Source organism: Paraburkholderia sp. BR10954 (assembly GCF_040965775.1).
GTDB lineage: Bacteria > Pseudomonadota > Gammaproteobacteria > Burkholderiales > Burkholderiaceae > Paraburkholderia > Paraburkholderia youngii.
The window spans coordinates 103715-126827 of the sequence record NZ_JBFRCK010000003.1 but is presented as its reverse complement, the minus strand read 5'-3'; the positions used below and the strand labels follow the sequence as shown (position 1 = coordinate 126827).

At 65.3% G+C, this 23113-nt stretch carries 17 protein-coding genes; 11 read left to right on the top strand and 6 right to left on the bottom strand.

Features of this window, described 5'->3' with window-relative positions; translation table 11 throughout:
• Window positions 1–26: 26 nt before the first annotated feature.
• The 9 genes from trpB (at window position 27) to AB4Y34_RS05550 (ending at window position 10037) form a co-directional block, all read left to right on the top strand.
• A complete protein-coding gene (trpB, locus tag AB4Y34_RS05590; RefSeq protein WP_013092943.1) occupies window positions 27–1220 on the top strand; it encodes a tryptophan synthase subunit beta in 1194 nt (397 codons plus the stop codon).
• An 8-nt stretch (window positions 1221–1228) separates the two neighbouring features.
• The gene (locus tag AB4Y34_RS05585) at window positions 1229–2143 is read left to right on the top strand and encodes a site-specific DNA-methyltransferase (protein ID WP_176378871.1); all 915 of its coding nucleotides are present in this window, start codon (window positions 1229–1231) and stop codon (window positions 2141–2143) included.
• Window positions 2144–2223: 80 nt separating this feature from the next.
• Window positions 2224–3036: a tryptophan synthase subunit alpha gene (trpA, locus tag AB4Y34_RS05580; RefSeq protein ID WP_368715482.1), complete on the top strand. Its 813-nt coding sequence runs from the start codon at window positions 2224–2226 to the stop codon at window positions 3034–3036.
• Between the two features lie 78 nt (window positions 3037–3114).
• On the top strand, window positions 3115–3987 hold the full coding sequence (accD, locus tag AB4Y34_RS05575) for an acetyl-CoA carboxylase, carboxyltransferase subunit beta (protein WP_176378872.1): 873 nt from the start codon (window positions 3115–3117) through the stop codon (window positions 3985–3987).
• 231 nt (window positions 3988–4218) lie between these two features.
• A complete protein-coding gene (folC, locus tag AB4Y34_RS05570) occupies window positions 4219–5529 on the top strand; it encodes a bifunctional tetrahydrofolate synthase/dihydrofolate synthase (RefSeq protein ID WP_368715481.1) in 1311 nt (436 codons plus the stop codon).
• A 29-nt stretch (window positions 5530–5558) separates the two neighbouring features.
• Window positions 5559–6521: an SPOR domain-containing protein gene (locus tag AB4Y34_RS05565; protein WP_368715480.1), complete on the top strand. Its 963-nt coding sequence runs from the start codon at window positions 5559–5561 to the stop codon at window positions 6519–6521.
• 7 nt (window positions 6522–6528) lie between these two features.
• A complete protein-coding gene (locus AB4Y34_RS05560) occupies window positions 6529–7080 on the top strand; it encodes a CvpA family protein (protein ID WP_368589563.1) in 552 nt (183 codons plus the stop codon).
• Between the two features lie 89 nt (window positions 7081–7169).
• Window positions 7170–8720 carry an amidophosphoribosyltransferase gene (gene purF, locus AB4Y34_RS05555; protein ID WP_176107179.1) on the top strand — a complete coding sequence of 517 codons (1551 nt, stop codon included), beginning with the start codon at window positions 7170–7172 and terminating at the stop codon, window positions 8718–8720.
• A gap of 120 nt (window positions 8721–8840) precedes the next feature.
• Complete coding sequence (locus tag AB4Y34_RS05550; protein WP_368715479.1) at window positions 8841–10037, top strand: O-succinylhomoserine sulfhydrylase; 1197 nt, start codon at window positions 8841–8843, stop codon at window positions 10035–10037.
• Window positions 10038–10054: 17 nt separating this feature from the next.
• On the opposite strand, the gene AB4Y34_RS05545 is transcribed toward AB4Y34_RS05550, so the two are convergent.
• Together AB4Y34_RS05545 and AB4Y34_RS05540 are read right to left on the bottom strand one after the other, a co-directional pair.
• A complete protein-coding gene (locus AB4Y34_RS05545; RefSeq protein WP_368715478.1) occupies window positions 10055–10843 on the bottom strand; it encodes an AraC family transcriptional regulator in 789 nt (262 codons plus the stop codon).
• A gap of 19 nt (window positions 10844–10862) precedes the next feature.
• Window positions 10863–11204, bottom strand: coding sequence for an FKBP-type peptidyl-prolyl cis-trans isomerase (locus tag AB4Y34_RS05540; RefSeq protein ID WP_176378877.1), 342 nt, complete (start codon window positions 11202–11204; stop codon window positions 10863–10865).
• A gap of 196 nt (window positions 11205–11400) precedes the next feature.
• On the opposite strand from AB4Y34_RS05540, the gene AB4Y34_RS05535 reads away from it, so the two are divergent.
• Complete coding sequence (locus AB4Y34_RS05535) at window positions 11401–12222, top strand: sensor histidine kinase (RefSeq protein ID WP_368715477.1); 822 nt, start codon at window positions 11401–11403, stop codon at window positions 12220–12222.
• Window positions 12223–12312: 90 nt separating this feature from the next.
• A complete protein-coding gene (locus AB4Y34_RS05530; RefSeq protein ID WP_176378879.1) occupies window positions 12313–13656 on the top strand; it encodes a hemolysin family protein in 1344 nt (447 codons plus the stop codon).
• Window positions 13657–13696: 40 nt separating this feature from the next.
• Here the strand turns inward: AB4Y34_RS05530 and treY are convergent, their stop codons facing one another.
• The 4 genes from treY to glgX all read right to left on the bottom strand — a co-directional run bounded on the left by treY (window position 13697) and on the right by glgX (window position 23009).
• Window positions 13697–16564 carry a malto-oligosyltrehalose synthase gene (gene treY / locus AB4Y34_RS05525; protein WP_368715476.1) on the bottom strand — a complete coding sequence of 956 codons (2868 nt, stop codon included), beginning with the start codon at window positions 16562–16564 and terminating at the stop codon, window positions 13697–13699.
• A complete protein-coding gene (gene malQ, locus AB4Y34_RS05520; RefSeq protein WP_368715475.1) occupies window positions 16561–18759 on the bottom strand; it encodes a 4-alpha-glucanotransferase in 2199 nt (732 codons plus the stop codon). The genes treY and malQ overlap by 4 nt, the downstream gene beginning before the upstream one ends.
• The gene (treZ, locus tag AB4Y34_RS05515; protein WP_176107187.1) at window positions 18756–20660 is read right to left on the bottom strand and encodes a malto-oligosyltrehalose trehalohydrolase; all 1905 of its coding nucleotides are present in this window, start codon (window positions 20658–20660) and stop codon (window positions 18756–18758) included. Before treZ ends, malQ begins: the two co-directional genes overlap by 4 nt.
• Window positions 20661–20795: 135 nt before the next feature.
• Window positions 20796–23009: a glycogen debranching protein GlgX gene (glgX, locus tag AB4Y34_RS05510; protein WP_368715474.1), complete on the bottom strand. Its 2214-nt coding sequence runs from the start codon at window positions 23007–23009 to the stop codon at window positions 20796–20798.
• Window positions 23010–23113: the final 104 nt, after the last annotated feature.

Genomic DNA, 23113 nt, shown 5'->3' with positions numbered 1-23113 from the left:
GAGCCATCCTGAGAAGAGTGATCACCATGTACAACTTGCCTGACGAAAGGGGCCACTTCGGCCAGTTTGGCGGCGTGTTCGTAGCCGAAACGCTGTTTTCCGCACTCGACGAGTTGCGCGAAGCGTACGAGAAATATCAGAAAGACCCGGAATTCGTCGCCGAATACGAGCGCGAACTGAAGTATTTCGTGGGTCGCCCCTCCCCGATTTATCACGCACAGCGCTGGAGCGAATTGCTCGGGGGCGCCCAGGTTTATCTGAAGCGTGAAGACCTGAATCACACCGGCGCGCACAAGATCAACAACGTGATCGGCCAGGCGCTGCTCGCCAAGCGCATGGGCAAGCCGCGCGTGATCGCTGAAACCGGTGCCGGTCAGCACGGCGTGGCCACGGCGACGATCTGCGCGCGCTTCGGCATGGAGTGCGTGGTCTACATGGGCGCCGAGGACGTACGCCGCCAGGCCGCCAACGTGTACCGCATGAAGCTGCTCGGCGCGACCGTCGTGCCGGTCGAATCGGGTTCGCGCACGCTGAAGGATGCGCTGAACGAAGCGATGCGCGACTGGGTCACCAACGTCGAAAATACGTTCTACATCATCGGCACGGTTGCGGGTCCGCATCCGTATCCGATGATGGTTCGCGACTTCCAGCGTGTGATCGGCGACGAGTGCCGCGTGCAGATGCCCGAACTCGCTGGTCGCCAGCCGGATGCGGTCATCGCATGTGTTGGCGGCGGTTCGAATGCAATGGGTATCTTTTATCCGTACATCGATGACAAATCCGTGCAGTTGATTGGTGTCGAAGCGGCCGGCGACGGCATCGAAACGGGTCGCCACGCGGCTTCACTGATCGGCGGCAGCCCCGGTGTGTTGCACGGCAATCGTACGTATCTGCTGCAGGATGAAGATGGCCAGATCATCGAGACGCATTCGGTATCGGCAGGTCTCGACTATCCGGGCGTCGGCCCCGAGCACGCGTGGCTAAAAGAGAGCAACCGCGCGCAATATGTCGGCATCACCGATGAAGAAGCGTTGAAGGCGTTCCACGACTGCTGCCGCATCGAGGGCATTATTCCTGCGCTGGAGTCGAGCCACGCGCTCGCGTACGCCACCAAGCTCGCGCCGACCTTGTCGAAAGACAAGATCCTGCTGGTCAACCTGTCGGGCCGCGGCGACAAGGACATGCACACGGTCGCCGAGCGATCGGGTATCCAGTTCTGAGCGCGGCGATGCGCGACGAGTTCGACGAGCCGCAGCCGGCGATTGAAACCACGAATCCGGCCGCCAAACTACCGGCCGCCGCGGCATCTGCACCGCTGCTTGCGCAAGTGCCGGCCGGCATTCAGCTGTTGAACCGCGATTTTCTGACCGATGTAGCGAACATTCCCGACGGGTCGATCGACCTGATCGTCTGCGATCCGCCTTACGGACTGGGGAAGGACTATGGCAACGACTCGGACATGCGCACGGGCGAGGAATTTCTCGTCTGGACGCGTGGCTGGCTCGATCTGGCTGTCCCGAAGCTCAAGCCGTCGGGTTCGCTGTACATTTTCTGCACCTGGCAATACGCGCCGGAAATCTTCAGTTTTCTGAAGACGAAACTCGTGATGATTAACGAGATCATCTGGGACCGGCGCGTGCCGAGTATGGGCGGCACCACGCGCCGCTTCACGTCGGTGCACGACAACATCGGTTTTTTCGCGGTGTCGAAGGACTATTTCTTCGATCTCGATCCGGTGCGCATCCCGTACGACGCAGTCACGAAGAAGGCGCGTTCGCGAAAGTTGTTCGAAGGAAGCAAGTGGTTGGAGCTTGGCTATAATCCGAAGGATGTCTGGTCGGTCTCGCGTCTGCATCGGCAACATGCCGAGCGCGTCGCGCATCCGACCCAGAAACCTCTGGAAATCGTCGAGCGGATGGTGCTGTCCAGTTGCCCGAAGGGCGGCCGCGTGCTCGACCCGTTCATGGGCAGCGGCACCACCGCAGTCGCTTGCGTCCGTCATCAGCGCGAATTCGTCGGCTATGAGATCAACGAGAGCTATTGCGCGATAGCGCGCGAGCGCGTCAGCGCCGCCGCTACGCCTGCTGCGCCGCGTCGGACTCGAGCGAAGCCGAAAATGCAGCCGTCGACCGCAGTGCAGTGAAAAGAGCGAAATATGCCGCTAATTCCGCCTAAAGGTGTGCGGCGATGATCGCGCAGTAGCCCTAATTCGAGAATACTTCCATGTCCCGTATCAAGAACACGTTTGCCGCGCTGTCCGCCCAAGGTAAAAAAGGCTTGATTCCGTTCATGACCGCTGGCGATCCGGACCCGGCTCGCACGGTCGAATTCATGCACGCGCTCGCCGCCGGCGGCGCCGATGTGATTGAACTCGGCGTGCCGTTTTCCGATCCGATGGCCGACGGTCCGGTGATCCAGCAGTCGTCCGAACGCGCTCTCGCAAAGGGCGTGTCGCTGCGCCACGTGCTGGCCGACGTCAAACGCTTCCGGGAAGCCGACGACAAAACCCCCGTTGTGCTGATGGGCTATGCGAACCCTATCGAGCGAATGGGCGCCGAGGCCTTTGCGAAAGCCGCGAAGGAAGCCGGTGTCGACGGCGTGCTGGTGGTCGATTATCCGCCTGAAGAATGCGCTAACTTCGCTGAACAGATGCAGTCTGCCGGTATCGATCCGATCTTTTTGCTCGCGCCGACTTCGACGGACGAACGTATCGCCGAAGTCGGCCGGATCGCCAGCGGCTACGTCTACTATGTGTCGCTAAAAGGGGTCACCGGCGCCGCGAATCTGGACGTTTCCAGCATCGCGAGTAAAATCCCGGCCATCAAGTCGCGCGTCCCCCTGCCAGTGGGCGTCGGTTTCGGCATTCGCGACGCGCAAACGGCGCGTGCGGTGGGCGAGGTGGCCGATGCCGTCGTGATCGGCAGCCGTATCGTTCAATTGCTCGAACAGGCAGCGCCTGACGCCGCTGCCGAGACGCTCAGGCGTTTCGTTGCTGAAGTGCGCGAGGCGCTCGATAGCGTCGCGACTGCCCGATAACAGTTATTTTTGTCGCGGTAACGTGAGCGGCGGGCTCGTCCCGCCGTTCGCGCGACTGCTGACCCAGAAGGATTCCCCATGAGCTGGCTCGATAAGCTGCTGCCGCCAAAAATCAAACAAACCGACCCGAAGAACCGCAAGGGAATTCCGGAAGGCCTGTGGATCAAGTGCCCGTCGTGCGAAGCCGTGCTGTATCGCAACGACGTGGAGGCCAATCTGCATGTGTGTCCGAAATGCGACCATCACATGCGCATCGGCGCGCGTGAGCGGCTGGACAGCCTGCTCGACCCTGAAGGCCGCTACGAAATCGGCCAGGAAATCGTTCCGGTCGACGCGCTGAAGTTCAAAGATAGCCGCAAGTATCCTGAGCGCATCAAAGAGGCGATGGACGAAACGGACGAGACCGATGCAATGGTCGTGATGGGCGGCGCGATTCACACGCTGCCGGTCGTCGTGGCGAACTTCGAGTTCTCGTTCATGGGCGGCTCGATGGGGTCGGTGGTCGGCGAGCGTTTCGCGCGCGGCGCACAGAACGCGCTCGAACAGAAAGTGCCGTTCATCTGCGTCACCGCTTCGGGCGGTGCGCGGATGCAGGAAAGCCTGCTGTCGCTGATGCAGATGGCGAAGACCACCGCGATGCTCACGAAGCTGGCCGAAGCCAAGCTGCCGTTCATCTCGGTGCTGACCGACCCGACGATGGGCGGCGTGTCCGCGAGTTTCGCGTTTCTCGGCGACGTCGTGATCGCCGAGCCCAAGGCGCTGATCGGCTTTGCCGGCCCGCGCGTGATCGAACAGACTGTGCGCGAGAAATTGCCGGAAGGCTTCCAGCGCGCCGAGTTCCTGCTGCAAAAGGGCGCGATCGACATGATCGTCGATCGTCGCAAGCTGCGCGAAGAGATCGCGCAATTGCTGGCGCTGTTGAGCCATCAGCCGGCGGACGCGGTCGCGTAAGAACCGGGCACCGAAGCAATCAAGAAAATAGCGCGCCGCGTGAGCAATCAAGCGGCGCGCTGTCATTTCCGGGATAATTACGGTCGCCTGCGATGCCGTTTCGCGGTTTATGCGCACAAACCCGGCCTCCACCCATGACCGGCGACCCGCGACCCGGACCGCAACCGCCTGACCAGCACCCTTCGCAGCACTGCAGAACCGAACTACCGCGACTCACTCAAGATTCACCCGATGACGACATTCCCCACCCTCGACGCGTGGCTCACGCACCTTGAATCCGCGCATCCGGTCGGCATCGACATGGGTTTGAGCCGCATCTCCCAGGTACGCGATGCGATGCAGCTCTCGTTCGCGTGCCCGATCATCACGGTCGGCGGCACGAACGGCAAAGGCTCGACCTGCGCGATTCTCGAAGCGATTCTGCTGCGCGCGGGCTACACCGTCGGCTGCCACACGTCGCCGCATCTGCTGTCGTTCAACGAGCGGGCGCGCATCAACGGCGCAATGGCGAGCGACGCAGATCTGCTGCCGCACTTCGAAGCGGTCGAAGCCGCGCGCCAGAGCCTGGCCAAACCGGTTTCGCTGACCTACTTCGAATTCACGACGCTGGCGATCATGAGCTTGTTCGCGTCGCGCGGCCTCGACGCGGTGATTTTCGAGGTCGGCCTCGGCGGGCGTCTCGACGCGGTCAATATCCTCGATACCGACTGCGCGATCATCACCAGCATCGACATCGATCACACCGACTATCTCGGCGACACGCGCGAGAAAATCGCCTTCGAAAAGGCCGGTATCTTCCGCCCCGGCAAGCCGGCAATCTGTGCGGACCCGGTGCCGCCGCAATCGCTGATCGATCACGCGGAAAAGATCGGCGCGCAATTCTGGCTGTTCGGCCGCGACTTCCGTTACGAAGGCCAAGCCGGCAGCGAGCGTCAGCAGTGGAGCTACGTCGGACCGACGCTGCGGCGCTCGGCGCTCGCCTATCCGTCGCTGCGCGGCGCGAATCAGCTAATCAACACGTCGGCGGCGCTGGCCGGGCTCGAAGCATTGCGCGACCGTCTGCCGGTGTCGGCGCAGGACATTCGGCTCGGCATCGCCAACGTCGATCTGCCGGGCCGCTTCCAGGTGCTGCCGGGCAAGCCGTCCATCGTGCTCGATGTCGGCCACAACCCGCATGCCGCCGCGGTGCTTGGGCAGAATCTCGGCAACATGGGCTTTTTTCCGTACACGTACGCCGTGTTCGGTGCGATGCGCGACAAGGACATCGCCGGCGTGCTCAGTCATCTGAAAGGCGAGATCGATCACTGGTGCGTGACCGATCTGCCGACCCCGCGCGCCGCGTCCGCGCAAGAGCTGGAAACCGCATTGCGCGAGCTAGGCGTGGACGACAGCGCCGACAGCAGCGTCACGCGTTACGCGACGCCGGCAGAGGCTTTCCAGGACGCGCTAAAACGTGCGTCAGAGAATGATAGAATCGTGGTTTTCGGCAGTTTCTATACGGTAGCGGGTGTGATGGCCTACCGGAAATCGCAGCAACACTGAGCGGGCGCCAGGCTCGAACCAAGCGATTCATGGGAATTTTCTCGTTCGGCAAGAAAGACGACGCGCCCAGCCGGCGCGGCGCAAACACCAGTTCCAATCGGTCCGCCCGCGGTGAGCGCGTCGAGCGGCGTACCCGCCGCACCGAGCGCACCGTCGATGCAGATGCAATGCTGCTCGACCCCACGCTGCCGGAAAAGCAGCGCGCGCGCCGCCGGCTCGTCGGCGCAATCGCACTGGTCGTCGCGGCGGTAATCATTCTGCCGATGGTGCTGGATTCGCACCCAAAGCCCGTCACCGACGACATCTCGATCGACATTCCTAGCCGGCCAGCGCCGAGGCTCTCCAGATCCACCGCCAACGAAGACATGCAAGCTGGCGTCGCGCCGGACAATCCGCCGGCCGCTGACAGCGGCATCGCGGCGTCCAGCCTCGCACCGGCAGCAACCGCGGCATCCGCGGCGACAACGGCGGCGGCCCCTGCCTCTGCCGCGAAACCAACACAATCGACTCAATCGACCGCAGCGAAACAGGGCACGGCCCCGTCCGTCGCCACCGGCACCGTTACCGCCGCGACGCCGAAGCCCGCCGCGAAGCCGCAAACGCAGTCACTTGCTGCCAACACCATTCCCGCCGCGCCCGCCAAACAGACGAAACCCCCCGCCGCCGCACCGTCGGCATCGACTGACGACGACGCGAATCCGGCCACCGCCAGCGCCGACGCGAACTCCGGCACGCCGGCCTCGCCGCCGGGCAACCGTTTCGCGGTGCAACTCGGCGCCTTCTCGAACGAAGCGAATGCGCGCAATTGGGCCGCAAAGTTGAAAGCGGCGGGCGTGCCCACATATACCGAGCACCGGAAGCAAGCCGACGGTTCGACGCTGACATTGCTGCGTGCGGGCCCGTTCGCCGACCGCGCCGCGGCCACCGCCGCTGTCGCGAAGGTCCGCGAGGCGGGCCTCGTGTCGGGCTCGAACGGCGGCAGCGCACAGTAAGCGAGTGATGTTCACTGCCTTCGACTACGCTGTAATGGCGGTGATCGGTTTGTCGGCGCTGCGAGGCGCCTGGCGCGGTTTGCTGTCGGAAGTGTTTGGTTTGATCGGCTGGGTCGCGGCGTTTTTCGTCGCCTGCGAGTTCGTCGGCTACGTGGTCCCGTACATCCCGTCCACCTGGCCGGGCGGCGCGTTGACGCAGTGGCTGCTGGCTTTTTCGCTCGTGGTGATCGGCGTAGTGCTGGTCGCGAGCGTGGTGAGCGCGCTGCTAAGCCGTCTCGTGCAGGTCACGGGCCTGGGCGGTGCGGACCGCTCGCTCGGTTTGATGTTCGGCCTCGTCCGCGGGGTCGTTCTGGTGCTGATTCTGGTCGCCCTCGCAGGCTTGACCGAACTGCCCAAAGAGGAATTCTGGCGCAACGCGCTGCTTCGTCCATATGCGGTTGCGGGCGTACGCGCAATGAAACCGCTGCTCCCCGGGGCGCTCGCCGCTTACGTCCATGTGGACGATCTTGGCGCCCCGAGCAACGCGCAACAGGACTCCGGCGCATACCGGCTGCCATGACGGCGTAGCGCGTCCCGTCGCATCGAAGCGCGGGCGCGAGCATAGGCACCGGTCGCCATCACGAATTTTGTACCTTTGAAGGACATGCCATGTGCGGCATCGTAGGCGTAGTTTCCCACTCCCCGGTCAACCAGCTGATCTATGACAGCCTGCTGCTGCTGCAGCATCGCGGTCAGGACGCCGCCGGCATCGCGACGGCGAACGGCAGCAATTTCCACATGCACAAGGCCAACGGCATGGTGCGCGACGTGTTCCGCACGCGCAACATGCGTAGCCTGCCGGGCACGACCGGCATCGGCCAGGTCCGTTACCCGACCGCCGGTTCGGCGTCGAGCGAAGAAGAGGCGCAGCCGTTCTACGTGAACGCGCCGTTCGGCATCATCCTCGCGCACAACGGCAACCTGACCAACTGGCAGCAACTGAAAGATGAGATGTTCCGCATCGATCGCCGCCACGTGAACACCAATTCCGATACCGAAGTGCTGCTCAACGTGTTCGCGCACGAATTGCAACTGTCGAGTTCGGGTCTGCAACTCGATCCGGCCGCGCTGTTCAAGGCGGTATCGGGCGTGCATCGGCGGGTGCGCGGTTCTTACGCGATCGTCGCGCTGATCGCCGGCTACGGTCTGCTCGGCGTCCGCGACCCGTTCGGTATTCGCCCACTGTGCCTCGGCAAGCTGGAAACGGCTGAAGGCGTCGAGTGGATGCTGGCGTCGGAATCGGTGGCGATCGAAGGCATTGGTTTCGAATTCGTGCGCGACGTGCAGCCGGGCGAGGCGGTTTTCATCGACGCGGAAGGCCAACTGCATTCGCAGCAGTGCGCGACGGCTCCGAGCCTGAACCCCTGCATCTTCGAACTCGTGTATCTGGCGCGTCCGGATTCGGTGCTCGACGGCGTGCCGGTCTACAACGTGCGTCTGCGCATGGGTGACTACCTCGCCGAGAAGATCAAGCGCGAGCTGCCCGACGTCGCGATCGACGTCGTGATGCCGATTCCCGACTCGTCGCGCCCGGCCGCGATGCAGGTCGCGAAGAAGCTGGGCGTCGAGTATCGCGAGGGCTTCTTCAAGAACCGCTATGTAGGCCGTACCTTCATCATGCCGGGCCAGGCGGTGCGCAAGAAGTCGGTGCGCCAGAAGCTGAACGCGATGAACATCGAGTTCAAGGGCAAGAACGTGCTGATCGTCGACGACTCGATCGTGCGCGGCACGACGTCGCACGAAATCGTGCAGATGGCGCGCGATGCGGGCGCGAACAAGGTGATTTTCGCGTCGGCGGCGCCGCCGGTGAAATTCCCGAACGTCTACGGCATCGACATGCCGACGCGCGGCGAACTGGTCGCGCACGGCCGCTCGGACGAGGAAGTCGCGCGCATGATCGGCGCGGATCACCTCGTGTACCAGGACGTCGACGCGCTGAAGCAGGCGGTGCGCGATATCAACCCGGCGCTGAAGGCGTTCGAGGCTTCGTGCTTCGACGGCAACTACGTGACCGGCGACATCACGACCGAGTACCTCGACCGCATCGAAAGCGCGCGCCTCGCGCCGTCGTCGCAATCGGATCGCGATGCCGCGAGCGAAGCGATCGACGGTGGCGGCCCGGCGCGTTCGCAGCTGCATCTGCAACTGTCGGTGGGTTGAGCGCACACACCGCACCTTTCCGCACACGAAGCCCGCTTATGCCGACGCAAAGCGGGCTTTTTTGTTGCTGCCTCATTTAGCCGCCGAGGCAGCGACCGACTCCTGGAGACCAGACCCAACATGGACGACTCCCTGAACCTCGACTTCGACACGCTGGCCGTCCGCTCGGGCACCGCGCGCAGCGACTTCAACGAGCACTCGGAAGCGATCTTCCTGACCTCGAGCTTCGTGTTCGCGAGCGCCGCGGAAGCCGCCGAGCGCTTCAGGAACTCCGAAGACTATTTCACGTACTCGCGCTTCTCAAATCCGACCGTCTCGATGTTCCAGGACCGGCTGGCCGCGCTCGAAGGCGGCGAGGCCTGTATCGCGACGGCGTCGGGGATGGCCGCGATCATGTCGGTCGTGATGTCGACGTTGCAGGCGGGCGACCACCTCGTGAGCTCGCGGGCGCTATTCGGCTCGACGCTCGGCATGTTTTCGCAGATCTTCAGCAAGTTCGGCATCACGACTACCTTCGTCGATCCGACCGATTTGAACGCGTGGAACGAAGCGGTGCGTCCCGAAACGAAGATGTTCTTCCTCGAAACGCCTTCCAACCCGCTGACCGAGGTTTCGGATATCGAAGCGATCGGCAGGATCGCGAAGGCCGCGAATGCGCTGTTCGTCGTCGATAACTGCTTCTGCAGCCCGGCGTTGCAGCAGCCGCTGAAACTGGGCGCGGACGTCGTCATGCATTCGGCGACCAAGTTCCTCGACGGCCAGGGCCGTGTGCTCGGCGGCGCGCTGGTCGGTTCGAAGCAATTCATCATGGAAAAGGTGTTTCCGTTCGTGCGCAGTGCCGGGCCGACGCTGTCCGCGTTCAACGCGTGGGTACTGTTGAAAGGCATGGAAACGCTGTCGCTGCGTGTCGAAAAGCAGTCGGCGAATGCGCTCGAAATCGCGCGCTGGCTCGACTCGCATCCGGCCATCAATCGCGTGTTCTATCCGGGACTCGAATCGCATCCGCAGCATGCGCTCGCGATGCGTCAGCAGAAGTCGGGCGGCGCGATCGTGTCGTTCGAACTGAAGGGCGACACGCCCGAACAGATGCGTGCGAACGCATGGCGCGTGATCGACGGCACGAAGGTCTGTTCGATCACCGGCAACCTGGGCGACACGCGTACGACGATCACGCATCCGGCGACGACCACGCACGGCCGCATCACACCCGAAGCGCGCGCGGCGGCGGGCATCAGCGAAGGTCTGATCCGGCTTGCGGTGGGGCTCGAAAACGCGGGAGATATCCGTGCGGATCTGCAGCGTGAGTTAAAAGGCTGACCGGACCTTCGCCGCCCTCAGTGCCGCAGCGCGCGCCACTGCCCGGGCGCCAGCCCAAAACGCCGCGTAAATGCGTGCGTGTAAGCGCTCTGATCGCCGAAGCCGATGTCGAGCGCGATATCGGTCAACGAAAGACGTGGGTCCGCGAGCAGCGTGATCGACGTGTCGAGCCGCAGCCGCTGCAAATAGCGATGCGGTGTCTCGCCGAACGCATCGGTAAACAGTTGGTGAAAACGCCGCATGCCGAAGCCGCAGTGCGCGGCGAGGTCGGCGATCTTCAGCGGCTCGGACAGATGCGCGCGCAGCCAGCGGTCGATGCGCGCGAAATCGAGCCGAACGCCTTCGCTCTGCGCACCGGCGAGCGCCCCGGAATCGACGACCAGCGCGGCGCCCAGACGTGCGGCGGCATCCCAATGGAAGCGACGATGACCGAAAGCATCGTCTTGCGCTTCGCCCACGCCGCCCGCCGCATGCGCGGCAATCGTGTGGACGAGTTGCGCGAGCGCTGGATCGACGGCCACGGCTCGCGCGCGCTCGAACAGCCGCTCGGGCACCGCCAGCGACGCCGCGGGCAAATCGAGTACGAGCTGCCGGTTGGTGCCGACGCCCGAATATTCGTGCCGCGCGCCGGCCGGGATCAGCCATGCGGAGCCGGCGTCGATCTGCTCCGCGACGCCGTTCACCGCCATCACCATCGCGCCGTCGAGCCCCAGCACGACCTGGTGGAAGTCGTGCACGTCCGACGCTTCGATCGCGCCATAGCCGCGCAGCGAAACGTTAGGGGCGGTGACGGCGGCGTGGCTCATAACAACACTTAGGTGCAGCTCAGACTGCGAGCAGTTCGACTTCGAACACGAGCGTCGCGTTCGGCGGAATCACGCCGCCCGCGCCGCGCACGCCGTAGCCGAGTTGCGGCGGAATGGTCAGCTTGCGCTTGCCGCCGATCTTCATGCCTTGCACGCCTTCGTCCCAGCCCTTGATGACCATGCCGCCGCCCAGCACGAACGCGAACGGGTCATTGCGGTCCTTGCTCGAATCGAACTTCTGGCCGTCGGTCAGCCAGCCCGTGTAGTGCACGGTCACGGTCTTGCCGGCGACGGCTTCGGCGCCGGTGCCTTCCACGAGGTCTTCGTACTTCAGGCCGGATTCGGTCGTCACAGTCGACATGCGTTGCTCCTCAGATCAAAAAACGTAAAAGCGACATTGTAGGCGCGTTGACGCCGATCGCCGAATCTTGTCCGGTTTCGCGCATGGCATGCGGATTGCGGCGCGCCTCGCGGTTCGGCCTGGACTGGTCGGTCGGAACCGGATGCCTATAATGAGGCTTCCCCCATCATCCAGCACTGCCTGAGAGGACTCGATCGTGACTACGTCACCCACCGGGACTGCTGGCGCCCAGCCGGCGTCGGCCGGCTTCGTCATCTCCGAACGCGGCGCGCTGCTGCGCGCAGAAACCGCGTTGTTCATGCGCGATCATGTGCTGTCGCTGGTGTCGCACGACCTGCGCGGTCCGTTGAATGCGATTCATAGCTGGGCTTACGTGCTCGAGCGCAAGCTCGACGCGAACGATCCCAACTCGCAGCGCGCGATCACCGGCATTCGCAGCGGCGTCGATCAGCAGGTGAAGCTGCTCGAGACGATCGTCGATACGACGCGCTCCGAAACGAAATCGCTCGTGCTCACGTATGAACCTTTTCCGCTGCATCCGCTGCTCGCCGAAACCGTCGAGGAAGTCCGCGCCGGCCTCGCCCGCGCGCGCGGCGTCGAAGTGCGGCTCGACTCGCAGATCGCCACCGAGCAACTGAACGGCGACCGCAGTCGTCTCGCCGCCGCGCTGTGGCTGATGCTGACGTTCGCCGTCGAAGCGAGCGCGCGGGGCGCCGAAGTCGCACTGGCCGCGCGGGCGGACAACGGCACATGGCATGCGAGCGTCGCGTACGAGCCGAACGAGGCCGCGTTGAACGACGCCGCGCTGCCGCATGTGCTCGAAGCGTTCGCGCGCAAGCAGGCGGGCGAGCCGCGCGAGGCGAAGCGCATCGCGTGGGTGTTCGCGTTGTGCAAGCGCGTCGCGGAGGCGCATGGCGGCAGCTTCGAGCAAAGCGATTCGACGGAAGCGGGCAGCGTCACCGCGACGCCCGCCACGCTCATGCTGCGCGTGCCGTTCAGCGCGACGGTGCCGAAATGAGCGTCGCGCGCGAATGCGTTCGCGCACAATAAATATTTCATAGAGCTTTCAACCCTATACTGACAACTTTTGTTGCCGGAGCCCGTCGCTTTGATACAGGTTGTCGCCCTCGTCGGTGCAATGTTTCTGGTTGCACTCAATGGCTTTTTCGTCGCTGCCGAATTCGGTCTGGTCAAACTCCGGCAGACCCGCGTGCAAAGCCTCGCCACCCAGCATGGCATGCGCGGCCGTCTGCTCGCGAAGGTGCACGGACAGCTCGACGCATATCTGTCGGCGTGTCAGCTTGGCATCACGCTCGCGTCGCTCGGGCTCGGCTGGATCGGCGAGCCGGCTTTCGCGCAACTGCTGATGCCCCTCTTCTCGTTGATTGGCGTCGAGTCCGAGAGGCTGACCCACGGCATTTCGCTGTTCTTCGCGTTTTCGTGCATTTCGTTCCTGCATATCGTGGTCGGCGAGCTCGCGCCGAAGTCTCTGGCGATCCGCGAGGCGGAGAAAATTTCGTTGTGGGCCGCAACACCGCTGTACGGTTTCTACTGGGCGATGTACCCCGCCATCTGGTTGCTCAACACGAGCGCGAACACGGTGCTGAAGGCCGCGGGCCTCGATACCGACCACGGCCACGACTCGCATTACTCGACCGAGGAACTCAAGCTGATCCTGCGCGGCCGCCGCGCGAACGTCGCGAGCGAACTCGGTTCGTCGAGCGGCGCGTACAGCCAGGACGAATGGAACACGATCGCGCATTCGCTCGACTTCTCGCGTATGACGGTATCGGACCTGATGCGGCCGTCGCATGAAATGGTCTGCCTGCGGCGCGATCTGCCGCTGCGCGAGAACATGCAGGTGGTCGCGCGGCACCGCTTCAGCCGCTATCCGCTGTTCGAGGATGCCGCGGGCCAACGCGTGGCCGGCATGATCCATCTGAAGGACCTGCTGCTCGCGCGTCAGGCGGGCAGCACGCTCGAAGACCTGTCGCGCTACGTGCGCCCCGTGCAGTACGTGAAACCGGACATGCCGGCGCTCGAACTGTTCCGGCGCTTTCGCAAAGGCGCGCCGCACTTCGCGCTGGTCGGCCACAAGAACGAAAAACCGATCGGCTTCCTGACGCTCGACAACCTGCTCGGCGCGCTGGTCGGACAGATCCACGACGAGTTCCGCCAGGGCGACGCCGACTGGACCCGCATGGACGACGGCACGCTGATGGGCAAGGGCAGCTTGCCGGTGGTGTCGCTCGAACGGGCGCTGGGTATCGACATCGATGAGGGCAAGGCCGAGTCCGTGGGCGGCCTCGTGATCCAGGCACTCAACGATCTGCCCGGCGAAGGGCAGCGCGTCGAATTCGAAGACTTCGACGTGGTGGTCAAGAAGATGAAGGGACCGCGCATCGTGCTGGTGCGCGTGTATCCGAAGGTGTTCGACGACGAGGGCGGTTGAGGCCCGAGCCGACCCGAAGCCTCAACCCTGTTCATCCGCCTCAGCTTCGAGGCACCCCATCCTCCACCAGCACCGCGACCGGCATCGCGGCGAGCGCGTCGCGCAGATGCAACAGCCCGTGATCGTCGACTTTCGGCGCGGCGGGGCTCAGCCAGTCGAACAGCGCGCGCGCCGACAGATCGGGCGGCATTTCGACGGCCGTATCCGCCCATTGCGCCGGCTCGACGAGCGGCAGATCGGCATCGTCGCCAAGCAAGCCCGCCGCCAACCGGCTGGCGATCACTACGGCCCACGCATTGCCGTGGCGCCGCGCAAACGCGATCACATTCGACGCATGCGCGCCGCGCACCGTGAGCGGCAGATACGTGCCCTGACTCAGCAACTCCGGCAGATGCGTGCGCAGCGCCAACACGCGTTGGATCACCGCGAGCTTCACGCGTCCGTCGCGCCAGTCCGCGAGGAATTCCGACGGCGGCGTTTGCGCTTGGGGCAGCCACGCCTCGCGTTTCGCGAAATCGGCGGGCCGCCGATTGTCCGGATCGACGAGGCTGAAGTCCCACAGCTCGGTGCCTTGGTAAAGATCGGGGATTCCGGGTGACGCAAGACGCAGCACCGTCTGCTGCAGACTGTTGAGCGCGCCCGCGCGGCCAATCCGCTCGACGAACGTCGACAGCTCCTTTAGAAAGGCGTCGCGCCGCTGCGGCGCGAGGATGCCGAACAGGAACTCGCGGCAGCCGGCTTCGTAGGCTTCATCGGGGGCGAGCCAGCTGGTTTGCAGCTTCGCCTCGCGCAGCTCCTTCAACTGCCATTGCGCGACGCGTTCGGCCAGCTCCTTGACGCCGGCTTCGTCGTCGGCACGCAGATCGGGCGGCCAACAACCCACCAGCGTCTGGTACAGCATATCCTCGGCGGCGGGTCCGGGAGCCCATGCGTCGCTCTTGTCCTGGCTCACGCTGCTGATCGGCGTGCCGTCGAGCGCGCGACGCTGCGGCGCGTTCAACGTCGACCAGGAACGCAGCGTCGCGCCCCATTCGTCGGCGATCTCACTCAACACCGCGAGCCGCGCGCGCACGTCTTCACCGCGCTTGTGATCGTGCGTGGCGGTCGCCAGCATCGCATGCGGAAAACGTTGCGCGCGCTCGAGATTGCCCGCATGAAACTGCTCGACCGACAGCGCGAACTCGCCCGGGTCCGAGCCCACTTCGTTGCGCGACAGCAGGCGACCATAGCGATAGCAGGCGGTGTCTTCGATCGCCTTCGCGGCGAGCGGCGCGGTCAGCTGCGAAAACAGCGTTTGCGCGCTGCGCCGCGACGATCCCGCATGCGGCGGCGCTCCACCGCCCTGCGCCTGCTGCTGCGACTGCGCGCCGGGCCGCGCGGGCGGCGCCTCTTCTGCGCTGCCGCCGAGCCATGCATTTACGCGCTCGAGCGCCGCGTCGTCCGAGCGCGGCAGCGAAGCGCGCGCGCCCGCGAGCGCCTGCTCGAAATAGACGTTGTCGGCGGCGCTGCGCAGTCCGCCCAGCGGATACATGCGGTACACGGGGAAATGCACGACCAGTTCGGTCAGCACGCGGCGCAGCGCCGGGTACGTGAAGTCGCGCGTGCTCAGCGAATCGCGTGCGATCCGATGCAGCGCGCGCGCCGCGCGGTCCAGTTCCGCCGAGAAGTTTTCCGCGAGAATCTTGCGCCGTGCCGCGTGCGCTTCATCGGCGAAGCGCGCGCTGCGGCCGGTCAGTTCGGCCCACGTGTTGGCGAGCGGCTCGGCGCCGGCCGGATCGTGCAGCAGCGCGCCGACGTCGCTCATGAAGTCGTAGCCGGTCGTACCGTCGACGGGCCAGTCGTCGCGCAACGGCTCGCCGCGGCCGAGAATCTTTTCGACCACCACGTACGGCGCGGTGTCGCGCAACTCGCTGAGCCGCTGGCGCAAACGCTGGCAGTATTCGCGCGGCTCGGCGAGCCCGTCGATATGATCGATCCGCAAGCCGTCGATGAGCCCTTCGCGGTAGAGGCGAAAGATCAGCGCATGCACCGCCTCGAACACCTCGGGCCGCTCGACGCGCACGGCGGCGAGCGTCGATATGTCGAAGAAGCGCCGCCAGTTCACTTCGTCGGAGGCGGTGCGCCACCACGCGAGCCGGAAATGCTGCCGCTCGATCAGCCGATGCAGCCGGTCGCGCGTGACCGGATCTTGCGGCGCGTAAGTCTCCAGCACGAACTCGATCGCCGACGCACCTTCGCGCGCGACGAACTCGCGCAGCGCGTCGCGCGCTTCGGCGGCGCGCGGCTGATCGGCGGGCTGCGTCGTGAGTCCGTGAAAGCGATTGGCGAGCGCGCTCAGATCGGCGCGGTCGGCGCCTTGCAGGATCGCCGCGTAATCGACCGGGCAGACCGGGAACACGTGCGGACCGTAGCCGATATAAAAGCGACCGCTGTCGGCGGCGAAATGCAGCGCGATGCGGCCCGCCACCAGTTCATCGCCGTACGACGCGCCGAGCGTCGGCAGCAGCACCTTGCCGCGCAGCGCGGGATCGGGCGAATGCCAGTCGACGTCGAAATGACGCGCAAACGCGCTGTGGCGTCCCCATTCGAGGATGTCGAGCCACCACGCGTTGCTCGAACCGCCGACGCCCATATGATTCGGCACGATGTCGGCGATGAGCCCCATGTCGTGCGCGCGCAGCTTGTCGACGAGGCGCCTCAAGCCCGCCTCGCCGCCATATTCGGCGCTGACCTGGGTGTAGTCGACGGTGTCGTAGCCGTGCATCGAGCCGGGCTCGGCCGTCGTGATCGGCGACGCGTACAGATGGCTGATGCCGAGCGCGGCGAAGTATTCGACGTGGCGCGCGGCGTCGTCGAACGTGAAGCCCCGATGGAACTGGAGGCGCAGTGTGGAGCGTGGGACGGTCATGGCGTGTCGGGCTCCGCGGAAGTGTTCGGTGAAGGCGCGGCGGCGCGGCGAGCGCCGTCGACGGCCAGCAGTCGGTCGGTGAAGACGGGGTCGTCGAACATCGCGTCGATGGGCAGCGCCATGCGGCGGCGCCAGTTCGGATGTTCGTCGATCGAGCCCGGCAGGTTCGGCTGCTCGGCGAGCGCGAGCAGGTCTTCGAGCGGGAACGTGACGAGCGGCCCGGGCGTCGCGGCGACGAATGCGAGCGCTTCGTCGACCGGCGGGTTGTCGGCGTCCGGCGGCGCGACGTCGGGCGCGGCCACGCCCGCTCGCTGAAACGCGCGCCATAAATCGGCGCGCTGCTGAGCGCGTTCTTCGAGCGCCGCTTCTTCGGGGTCGCGGCCGTCGGCGCGCGCCATCGTCTGGCCGATGCGATTGCGCCACATGATGTCGCTGCCGCGCCACCAGCCGGCGACGGTCGGCAGATCGTGCGTGGTCGTCGTGGCGACCGCATAGCGGTCCCAATCGGCCGGCGCCTTGAAGCCGTGGCCGTCGGGCGCGCCTTCGAACCACAGCACGCGAATCCCTTCGATGCCGTGCTCGTCGAGCCGCTCGCGAAAACCGGACGGCACGGTGCCGAGATCCTCGCCGATCACGATCGCGCGATGCCGCCACGATTCGAGCGCGATCAGCCGCAGCAGGTCTTCGAGCGGATAGCGCAGATACGCGCCGTTGCGCGCGCTTTCGCCTTCGGGCACGAGCCACAGACGCCGCAAGCCGAGAATGTGATCGATGCGGATGCCGCCCGCATGCGCGAACGCCGCGCGCAGCATGTCGATGAACGCGGCGAAGCCTTGCGTGCGCATCGCGCGCGGCGAAAAGGTCGTGAGTCCCCACGACTGGCCGGCCTGGTTGAACAGATCGGGCGGCGCGCCGACCGACACGCCCTGCAGCATGTCGTCGGGGTAGGACCATGCATGACTGCCGGCGCTGTCGCAACCCACCGCGAGATCGGCGATCAGGCCGACCGCCATGCCGGCTTCGCGCGCGGTGTGCTGCGCGTGCAACAAGCCGCGCGAGGCCAGCCACTGCAGGAACAGATGAAAATCGACCTCGTCGCGATGCGCGGCGGCGAACGCGTCGACTTCGGGGCTGCGCGGGTCGCGCAACGCGTCGGGCCAGTTGCGCCAATGGCCGTCGCCGCCTTGCGCGAGTTGCGCGGCTTGCAGCGCTTCGAAGCGCGCGTGATCTTCGAGCGCGCGCCCCGCGCGTTCGCAGAAGCCGTGAAACTCGAGTGCGCGCGGCGAGTGCTGCGGGCGCTCGTTCGCGTTGAACTGCTCGTATAGCGCGCGCAATACCGAGAGTTTCAACGCTGTCGCGTGCGGCCAGTCGATCAGCGGAAGCTCTTCGTATTTCGACGATGCGTTGCCGGTCCGCGCCGATGCCGATGCGCACGCGTTGGCGCCGAACACCGCCGCCGGATCGATATGTGTGACGTTGAGCCACAAACGCGACGACGGTGCGTACGGGCTGAAGCGCTCGGGCTGTGCGCTGAACATTGCGTGGGTCGGACTGACGGCGAGCGCGTGCGCGCCGCGCTGCGCGCCGTGCCGTGCAAGCTGCGCGAGCGCAGTGTAATCGCCGATGCCGCCATCGCCGACGCGACGCAAGCCATACAGCTGCGCAGCGATGCCCCATAGTGGCGGCATGGGCGGCGAGACGTCGCCGTCGCCATCGCCGCCGTGCAGCGTGCGCCACGCGTCGGCGACGGTGTAGCAGCGCGGCGGCGCGACCGCGAGCGTCATGCGCTGATCGTTGATCACGAGCGTGTGATAGCCGGCTTCGTCGATCGGCGCGAGCAGCGCTTCCTCGCCTTTCGGCGCGGTGAAGCGGCCGTCGATGATCGCGCCGCTCTCCAGCTCGATCCGGTAATGGCTGCCCGACTTGACCGCGGCCGCCGGCAGCGCGATGCCACGCCCGATCACCGCGGTCATCAGCGGCGGCAGCCTGCGGCCCGATAGTTCGGCCTCCAGAGCAGCGGCGCTGTGGCGGATATCGGTGGCGTTGCGGCACGGCAGACCCATGCGTTCGAGCAGCGTGCCGAGTGTTTTTTCAGGCACGTGCTGCGTGTTGTGGTGCGCGTCCTGCCACTGCACCTCGAAGCCTGCGCGGGTGGCGAGCGCGGCGAGCCGGTCGTTGGGGCGTCGGATCGTCACGCGCGCTGCTCCTCGTGCGACGCGATGCGCGCATCGTGGCGGCTCGCGAATTCGTTGATGTCGCCGGTCAGCCATGCGATGCACGCATCAGCGGGCAATACCCGCGCGTCGGCCTGCTCGCGCGCGCGTGGCGGCGTCTCGAAAACGATCTTGCCGGCGGGGATGTCGTCGAATGCGACGTTCTGTTGCGACAGATTCAGCGCGATCGACAGCGTCTCGCCATCACCGAGTTTCCAACGCGCGACCAGCGCGTTCGCGTCGCCGCCACCTGCGTCGCGCAGCACGGTCGCGCCGCACGCCTTCGTATGTTTCAGGCGCGGCGTGATCAGCTTCGCGCGCACCGCGAGCGCGGACTTGTAGTAGTGCATCCAGTCGAGCCGATCCGGTGTCGGCTTCGCATCGGGCGCGGGTGGCGACGACGCGGCGAAGGTCTGGGCATCGTTCGGATCGGGAATCTGCGCGCGGCTTTTCTCGTCGCTGAACGCGGCGAAACGCGCGAATTCACGGCGTCGCCCTTCGCGCACGGCATCGGCGAGAGCGCCGGTGTAATCGGTGAAAAACAGGAACGGTTGCGTCGAGCCGTATTCTTCGTCCATGAACAGCAGCGGAATTTGCGGCGACAGCAACAGCAACGCGGTCGCGGCGCGCAGCGCGTCGTCCGAGGTCAGCTTGCGCAGACGTTCGCCGAACGCACGGTTGCCGATCTGATCGTGGTTCTGCAAAAACATCACGAACGACGTGGGCGGCAGATGCGCGCTCGCTTCGCCACGCGGCGCACCATCGTGCAGCGGCGACGGCTCGCCCTGATACGCGAAGCCTTCGGACAGCACGCGCGCGAGCCGGCGAATCGGTTCGCTCGCATACGCGTGATAATAGCCTTCGGTTTCGCCGGTCAGCAGCACGTGCAGCGTGTTGTGCGCGTCGTCGTTCCATTGCGCGTCGAAATGCGCGTCGAGCAGGCTCGCGTTGTTGTGCTCGTTTTCGAGCACCAGATGCACGTGGCGGCCATGCTGCACGCGCGCGCGGATATGGTCCGACAGCTCGCGCAGCCACGCGGGATTGTCGATCGCATGCACCGCGTCGAAGCGCAGTCCGTCGAAGCGGTACTCGTTGATCCAGTAGACCGCGTTGTCGGTGAAGAAGTCGCTGACTTCGCTGCGCTCGAAGTCGATCGCGGGGCCCCATGGCGTGTTCACTCCCGCGCGGAAAAACGGCTCTGCGTACGTATGCAGATAGTTGCCGTCCGGTCCGAAGTGGTTGTAGACGACATCGAGAAACACCATCAGGCCGACACCATGCGCGGCGTCGATCAGTGCCTTCAGTTCTTCGGGACGGCCGTAGGCGGAGTCGGGCGCGTACGGCAGCACGCCGTCGTAACCCCAGTTGTGACCGCCGGGAAAGTCGTTCAACGGCATCAGTTCGATTGCGGTGACGCCGAGCGCGGCGAACTCGGGCAGGCGTTTTTGCACGCCCGCATAGCCGCCCATTGCACCGACGTGCAATTCGTACAGTACCGTTTCTTCCCAGGGCCGGCCGTGCCATTCGGTGTGTTCCCAGTGGTACGCGCGCGGATCGATGACCTCGCTCGGGCCATGCACGTCCCGCGGCTGGAATCGCGAGGCCGGGTCGGGCACTGTCTGCTTGCCGTCGAGCTGGAACCGATACAGCGTGCCCGCGCCGCTCTCCACGGTGGCCTCGAACCAGCCGTTGCCGGTCGGTGCCATGTCGTGCGTGCCTTGCGCGTGGCCGCTTTCGATGACCACCTGCACGCTATTGCACGACGGTGCCCAAAAACGGAACCGCGTGCGCGGTCGCGTGCCGCTCGCGCCGATCAACTGCGCGCTGAACGGCAGGCAGTGCGCGTGATGATGCGTGTGAGGATCAATCGGACTATCGGACATGTCTTCACCATTCGACTCTGCAAACGCGCCTAGATAGCAATGTGACGCGACGCAAGCATTGCGTCGCAACATTCTTGCCACCCCGGATGCGTTGCGATTTGTCCACGCTCAAACTATGTGGCCGCAGTGCATCGTTCATTGCGAGCCATCGTCGTTTGGTGTCTGCGCGCCGGGGTCGGGCGGCAGCGCGGTCAACAACCGCGGCCCGTGCTGCGCGCCAGCCACCCAGCCGGCTTGCCAATCCGCTTCGCCGGTCGGCTGCGCGGCGAGTATCACGAGGCCGTGTGCGCCGACCTCGAGTTCTGCCGTCGCTAGCCGCTGCGGCGCACGGTCCGGATCGGCGGTGTCCAGCAGCACATGCCATTCCAGGTGCGGCGCGGGAGGCGAGAACTGCAGCGGTTCGTCGTGAGCGTTGAGCATCAATAACAATACTTCGGTTTCGCCATTCAGGCCCGGTCCCGCGCGACGCAATGTGAACGCGCGGCCCTCCGGGTCCTGCCACGCTTCGATCGTCAGCGGATCGCCGTGTTCATCGAACCAGCCGACGTCGAACAGGCCGGGCAGCACCTCACGGTCGCCGAACAGAAAGCGCGTTTCACGCAACAGCGGGTGGCGCTTGCGCAAGCCGATCACGCGCGCGACGAACTCGGTCATGCGCCGGCCTTCCGCCGAATCCGCAAGGTCCCAGTCGATCCAGGATAGGTCGTTATCCTGACAGTAAGCATTGTTGTTGCCGCGCTGGGTGCGCAGCGCTTCGTCGCCGGCGAGCAGCATCGGCGTGCCGAGCGCGATCATCAGTGTCGCGATCAGCGAGCGCGACACGCGGCGGCGCGTGGCGAGAATCGCGGGGTCGTCGGTCGCGCCTTCGACACCCCAGTTGCGGCTGCAATTCTCGTTGTGGCCGTCGTTGTTGTCTTCCTGGTTGGCTTCGTTGTGCTTCTGCTCATACGCGGTGACATCGGCCAACGTGAAGCCGTCATGCGACGTGACGAAGTTGAGCGACGCCCACGGCTTGCGATGCCGCCGGTTGAACAGATCGGCCGAACCGGTCAGGCGCGCGGCGAGGTCGGGCCGCAGGCCGGCGTCGCCGCGCCAGAACCGTCGCACCGTGTCACGGAAACGGTCGTTCCATTCGCTGAAACCCGGCGGATGATTGCCTAGCTGATAGCCGCCAGGACCGAGATCCCAGGGCTCGGAAATCAGCTTGCGTTGCGACAGCACCGGGTCCTGGCGCAACGCGTCGAACAGGCCCGAACCCGGGTCGAAGCCGTGGCTTTCGCGCCCGAGCGTCACGCCGAGATCGAAACGGAAGCCGTCGATGTTGAACGCGGTCGACCAGTAGCGCAGCGAATCCATCACCATCTGCATCACGCGCGGATGCGGCAGATTGACCGTATTGCCGCAGCCGGTGTCGTTGATATGGTGACGCTCGTCGCCGGGGATCAGCCGGTAGTAGCTGGCGTTGTCGAGGCCGCGCCATGAGACGGTCGGGCCCATCTCGTTGCTTTCGCAGGTGTGGTTGTAGACCACGTCGAGAATCACCTCGATGCCGGCCGCGTGAAGTTGCCGCACGGCGATGCGCATTTCGTCGAGCCGGTGCGTGCTCAGGTAGGTCGGCTCCGGAGCGAAGAACGCGGCCGTGTTGTAGCCCCAGTAGTTGCGCAGGCCGCGCTCCACGAGGAAGCGGTCATTCAGAAACGCGTGCACGGGCAGGAGCTCGACCGCGGTCACGCCAAGCTTCAGCAGATGCTCGATGAACTCGGGCGCGGCGAGCGCCGCGAACGTGCCGCGCTCATGCTGTCGCAGGTCGGAGCGCAGCATCGACGCGCCGCGCAAGTGCGTTTCGTAGATCACGGTTTCGCCCCACGGCACGTCGGGACGCCGGTCGTGCGATGAGTCGAACGCCTCGTCGACGACGACGCACTTGGGCATCGCGGGCGCGGAATCGCGCCGGTCGATCGAAAGGTCCGCGCGATTCGAATGCACGCGATAGCCGAACAGCGCGTCGGACCAGCGAAACTGCCCGACGAGCTTGCGCGCATACGGGTCGAGCAGCAGCTTGTGCGGATTGAAGCGATGCCCGAAATGCGGCTGATACGGCCCGTGCGCGCGAAAGCCGTACGCGGTGCCAGGATGCGCGTTCGGCAGATAGCCGTGCCAGATCTCGTCGGTGCATTCGGGCATGGCGAAGCGGCGGATCTCCTTGCGTCCGGTGGAATCGAACAGGCACAGCTCGATTTTTTGCGCATTGGCCGAGAACACCGCGAAGTTGACACCCAACCCGTCCCAGCTCGCGCCGAGCGGATACGGTGAGCCGGGCAGCAACCGGTCGGGCAACGCATGCGACATGTTTTCCCTTTCCTGTTCTGATTGTCGAGCTAGAGCCCGGGTCTGTCCGAGTCTTCATGCAACGGGGGCGCGGCGCTTGCCTTCGCGCCGCGCGCCTGTGCTGC

Coding starts and splice junctions, on each gene's coding strand:
- AB4Y34_RS05550 (WP_368715479.1), top strand. CDS start 8,841: ATGGACGACTCCCTGAACCTCGACTTCGACACGCTGGCCGTCCGCTCG.
- AB4Y34_RS05565 (WP_368715480.1), top strand. CDS start 5,559: ATGGGAATTTTCTCGTTCGGCAAGAAAGACGACGCGCCCAGCCGGCGC.
- AB4Y34_RS05560 (WP_368589563.1), top strand. CDS start 6,529: ATGTTCACTGCCTTCGACTACGCTGTAATGGCGGTGATCGGTTTGTCG.
- AB4Y34_RS05540 (WP_176378877.1), bottom strand. CDS start 11,204: ATGTCGACTGTGACGACCGAATCCGGCCTGAAGTACGAAGACCTCGTG.
- accD (WP_176378872.1), top strand. CDS start 3,115: ATGAGCTGGCTCGATAAGCTGCTGCCGCCAAAAATCAAACAAACCGAC.
- AB4Y34_RS05545 (WP_368715478.1), bottom strand. CDS start 10,843: ATGAGCCACGCCGCCGTCACCGCCCCTAACGTTTCGCTGCGCGGCTAT.
- AB4Y34_RS05585 (WP_176378871.1), top strand. CDS start 1,229: ATGCGCGACGAGTTCGACGAGCCGCAGCCGGCGATTGAAACCACGAAT.
- treZ (WP_176107187.1), bottom strand. CDS start 20,660: ATGTCCGATAGTCCGATTGATCCTCACACGCATCATCACGCGCACTGC.
- folC (WP_368715481.1), top strand. CDS start 4,219: ATGACGACATTCCCCACCCTCGACGCGTGGCTCACGCACCTTGAATCC.
- trpB (WP_013092943.1), top strand. CDS start 27: ATGTACAACTTGCCTGACGAAAGGGGCCACTTCGGCCAGTTTGGCGGC.
- glgX (WP_368715474.1), bottom strand. CDS start 23,009: ATGTCGCATGCGTTGCCCGACCGGTTGCTGCCCGGCTCACCGTATCCG.
- treY (WP_368715476.1), bottom strand. CDS start 16,564: ATGACCGTCCCACGCTCCACACTGCGCCTCCAGTTCCATCGGGGCTTC.
- purF (WP_176107179.1), top strand. CDS start 7,170: ATGTGCGGCATCGTAGGCGTAGTTTCCCACTCCCCGGTCAACCAGCTG.
- trpA (WP_368715482.1), top strand. CDS start 2,224: ATGTCCCGTATCAAGAACACGTTTGCCGCGCTGTCCGCCCAAGGTAAA.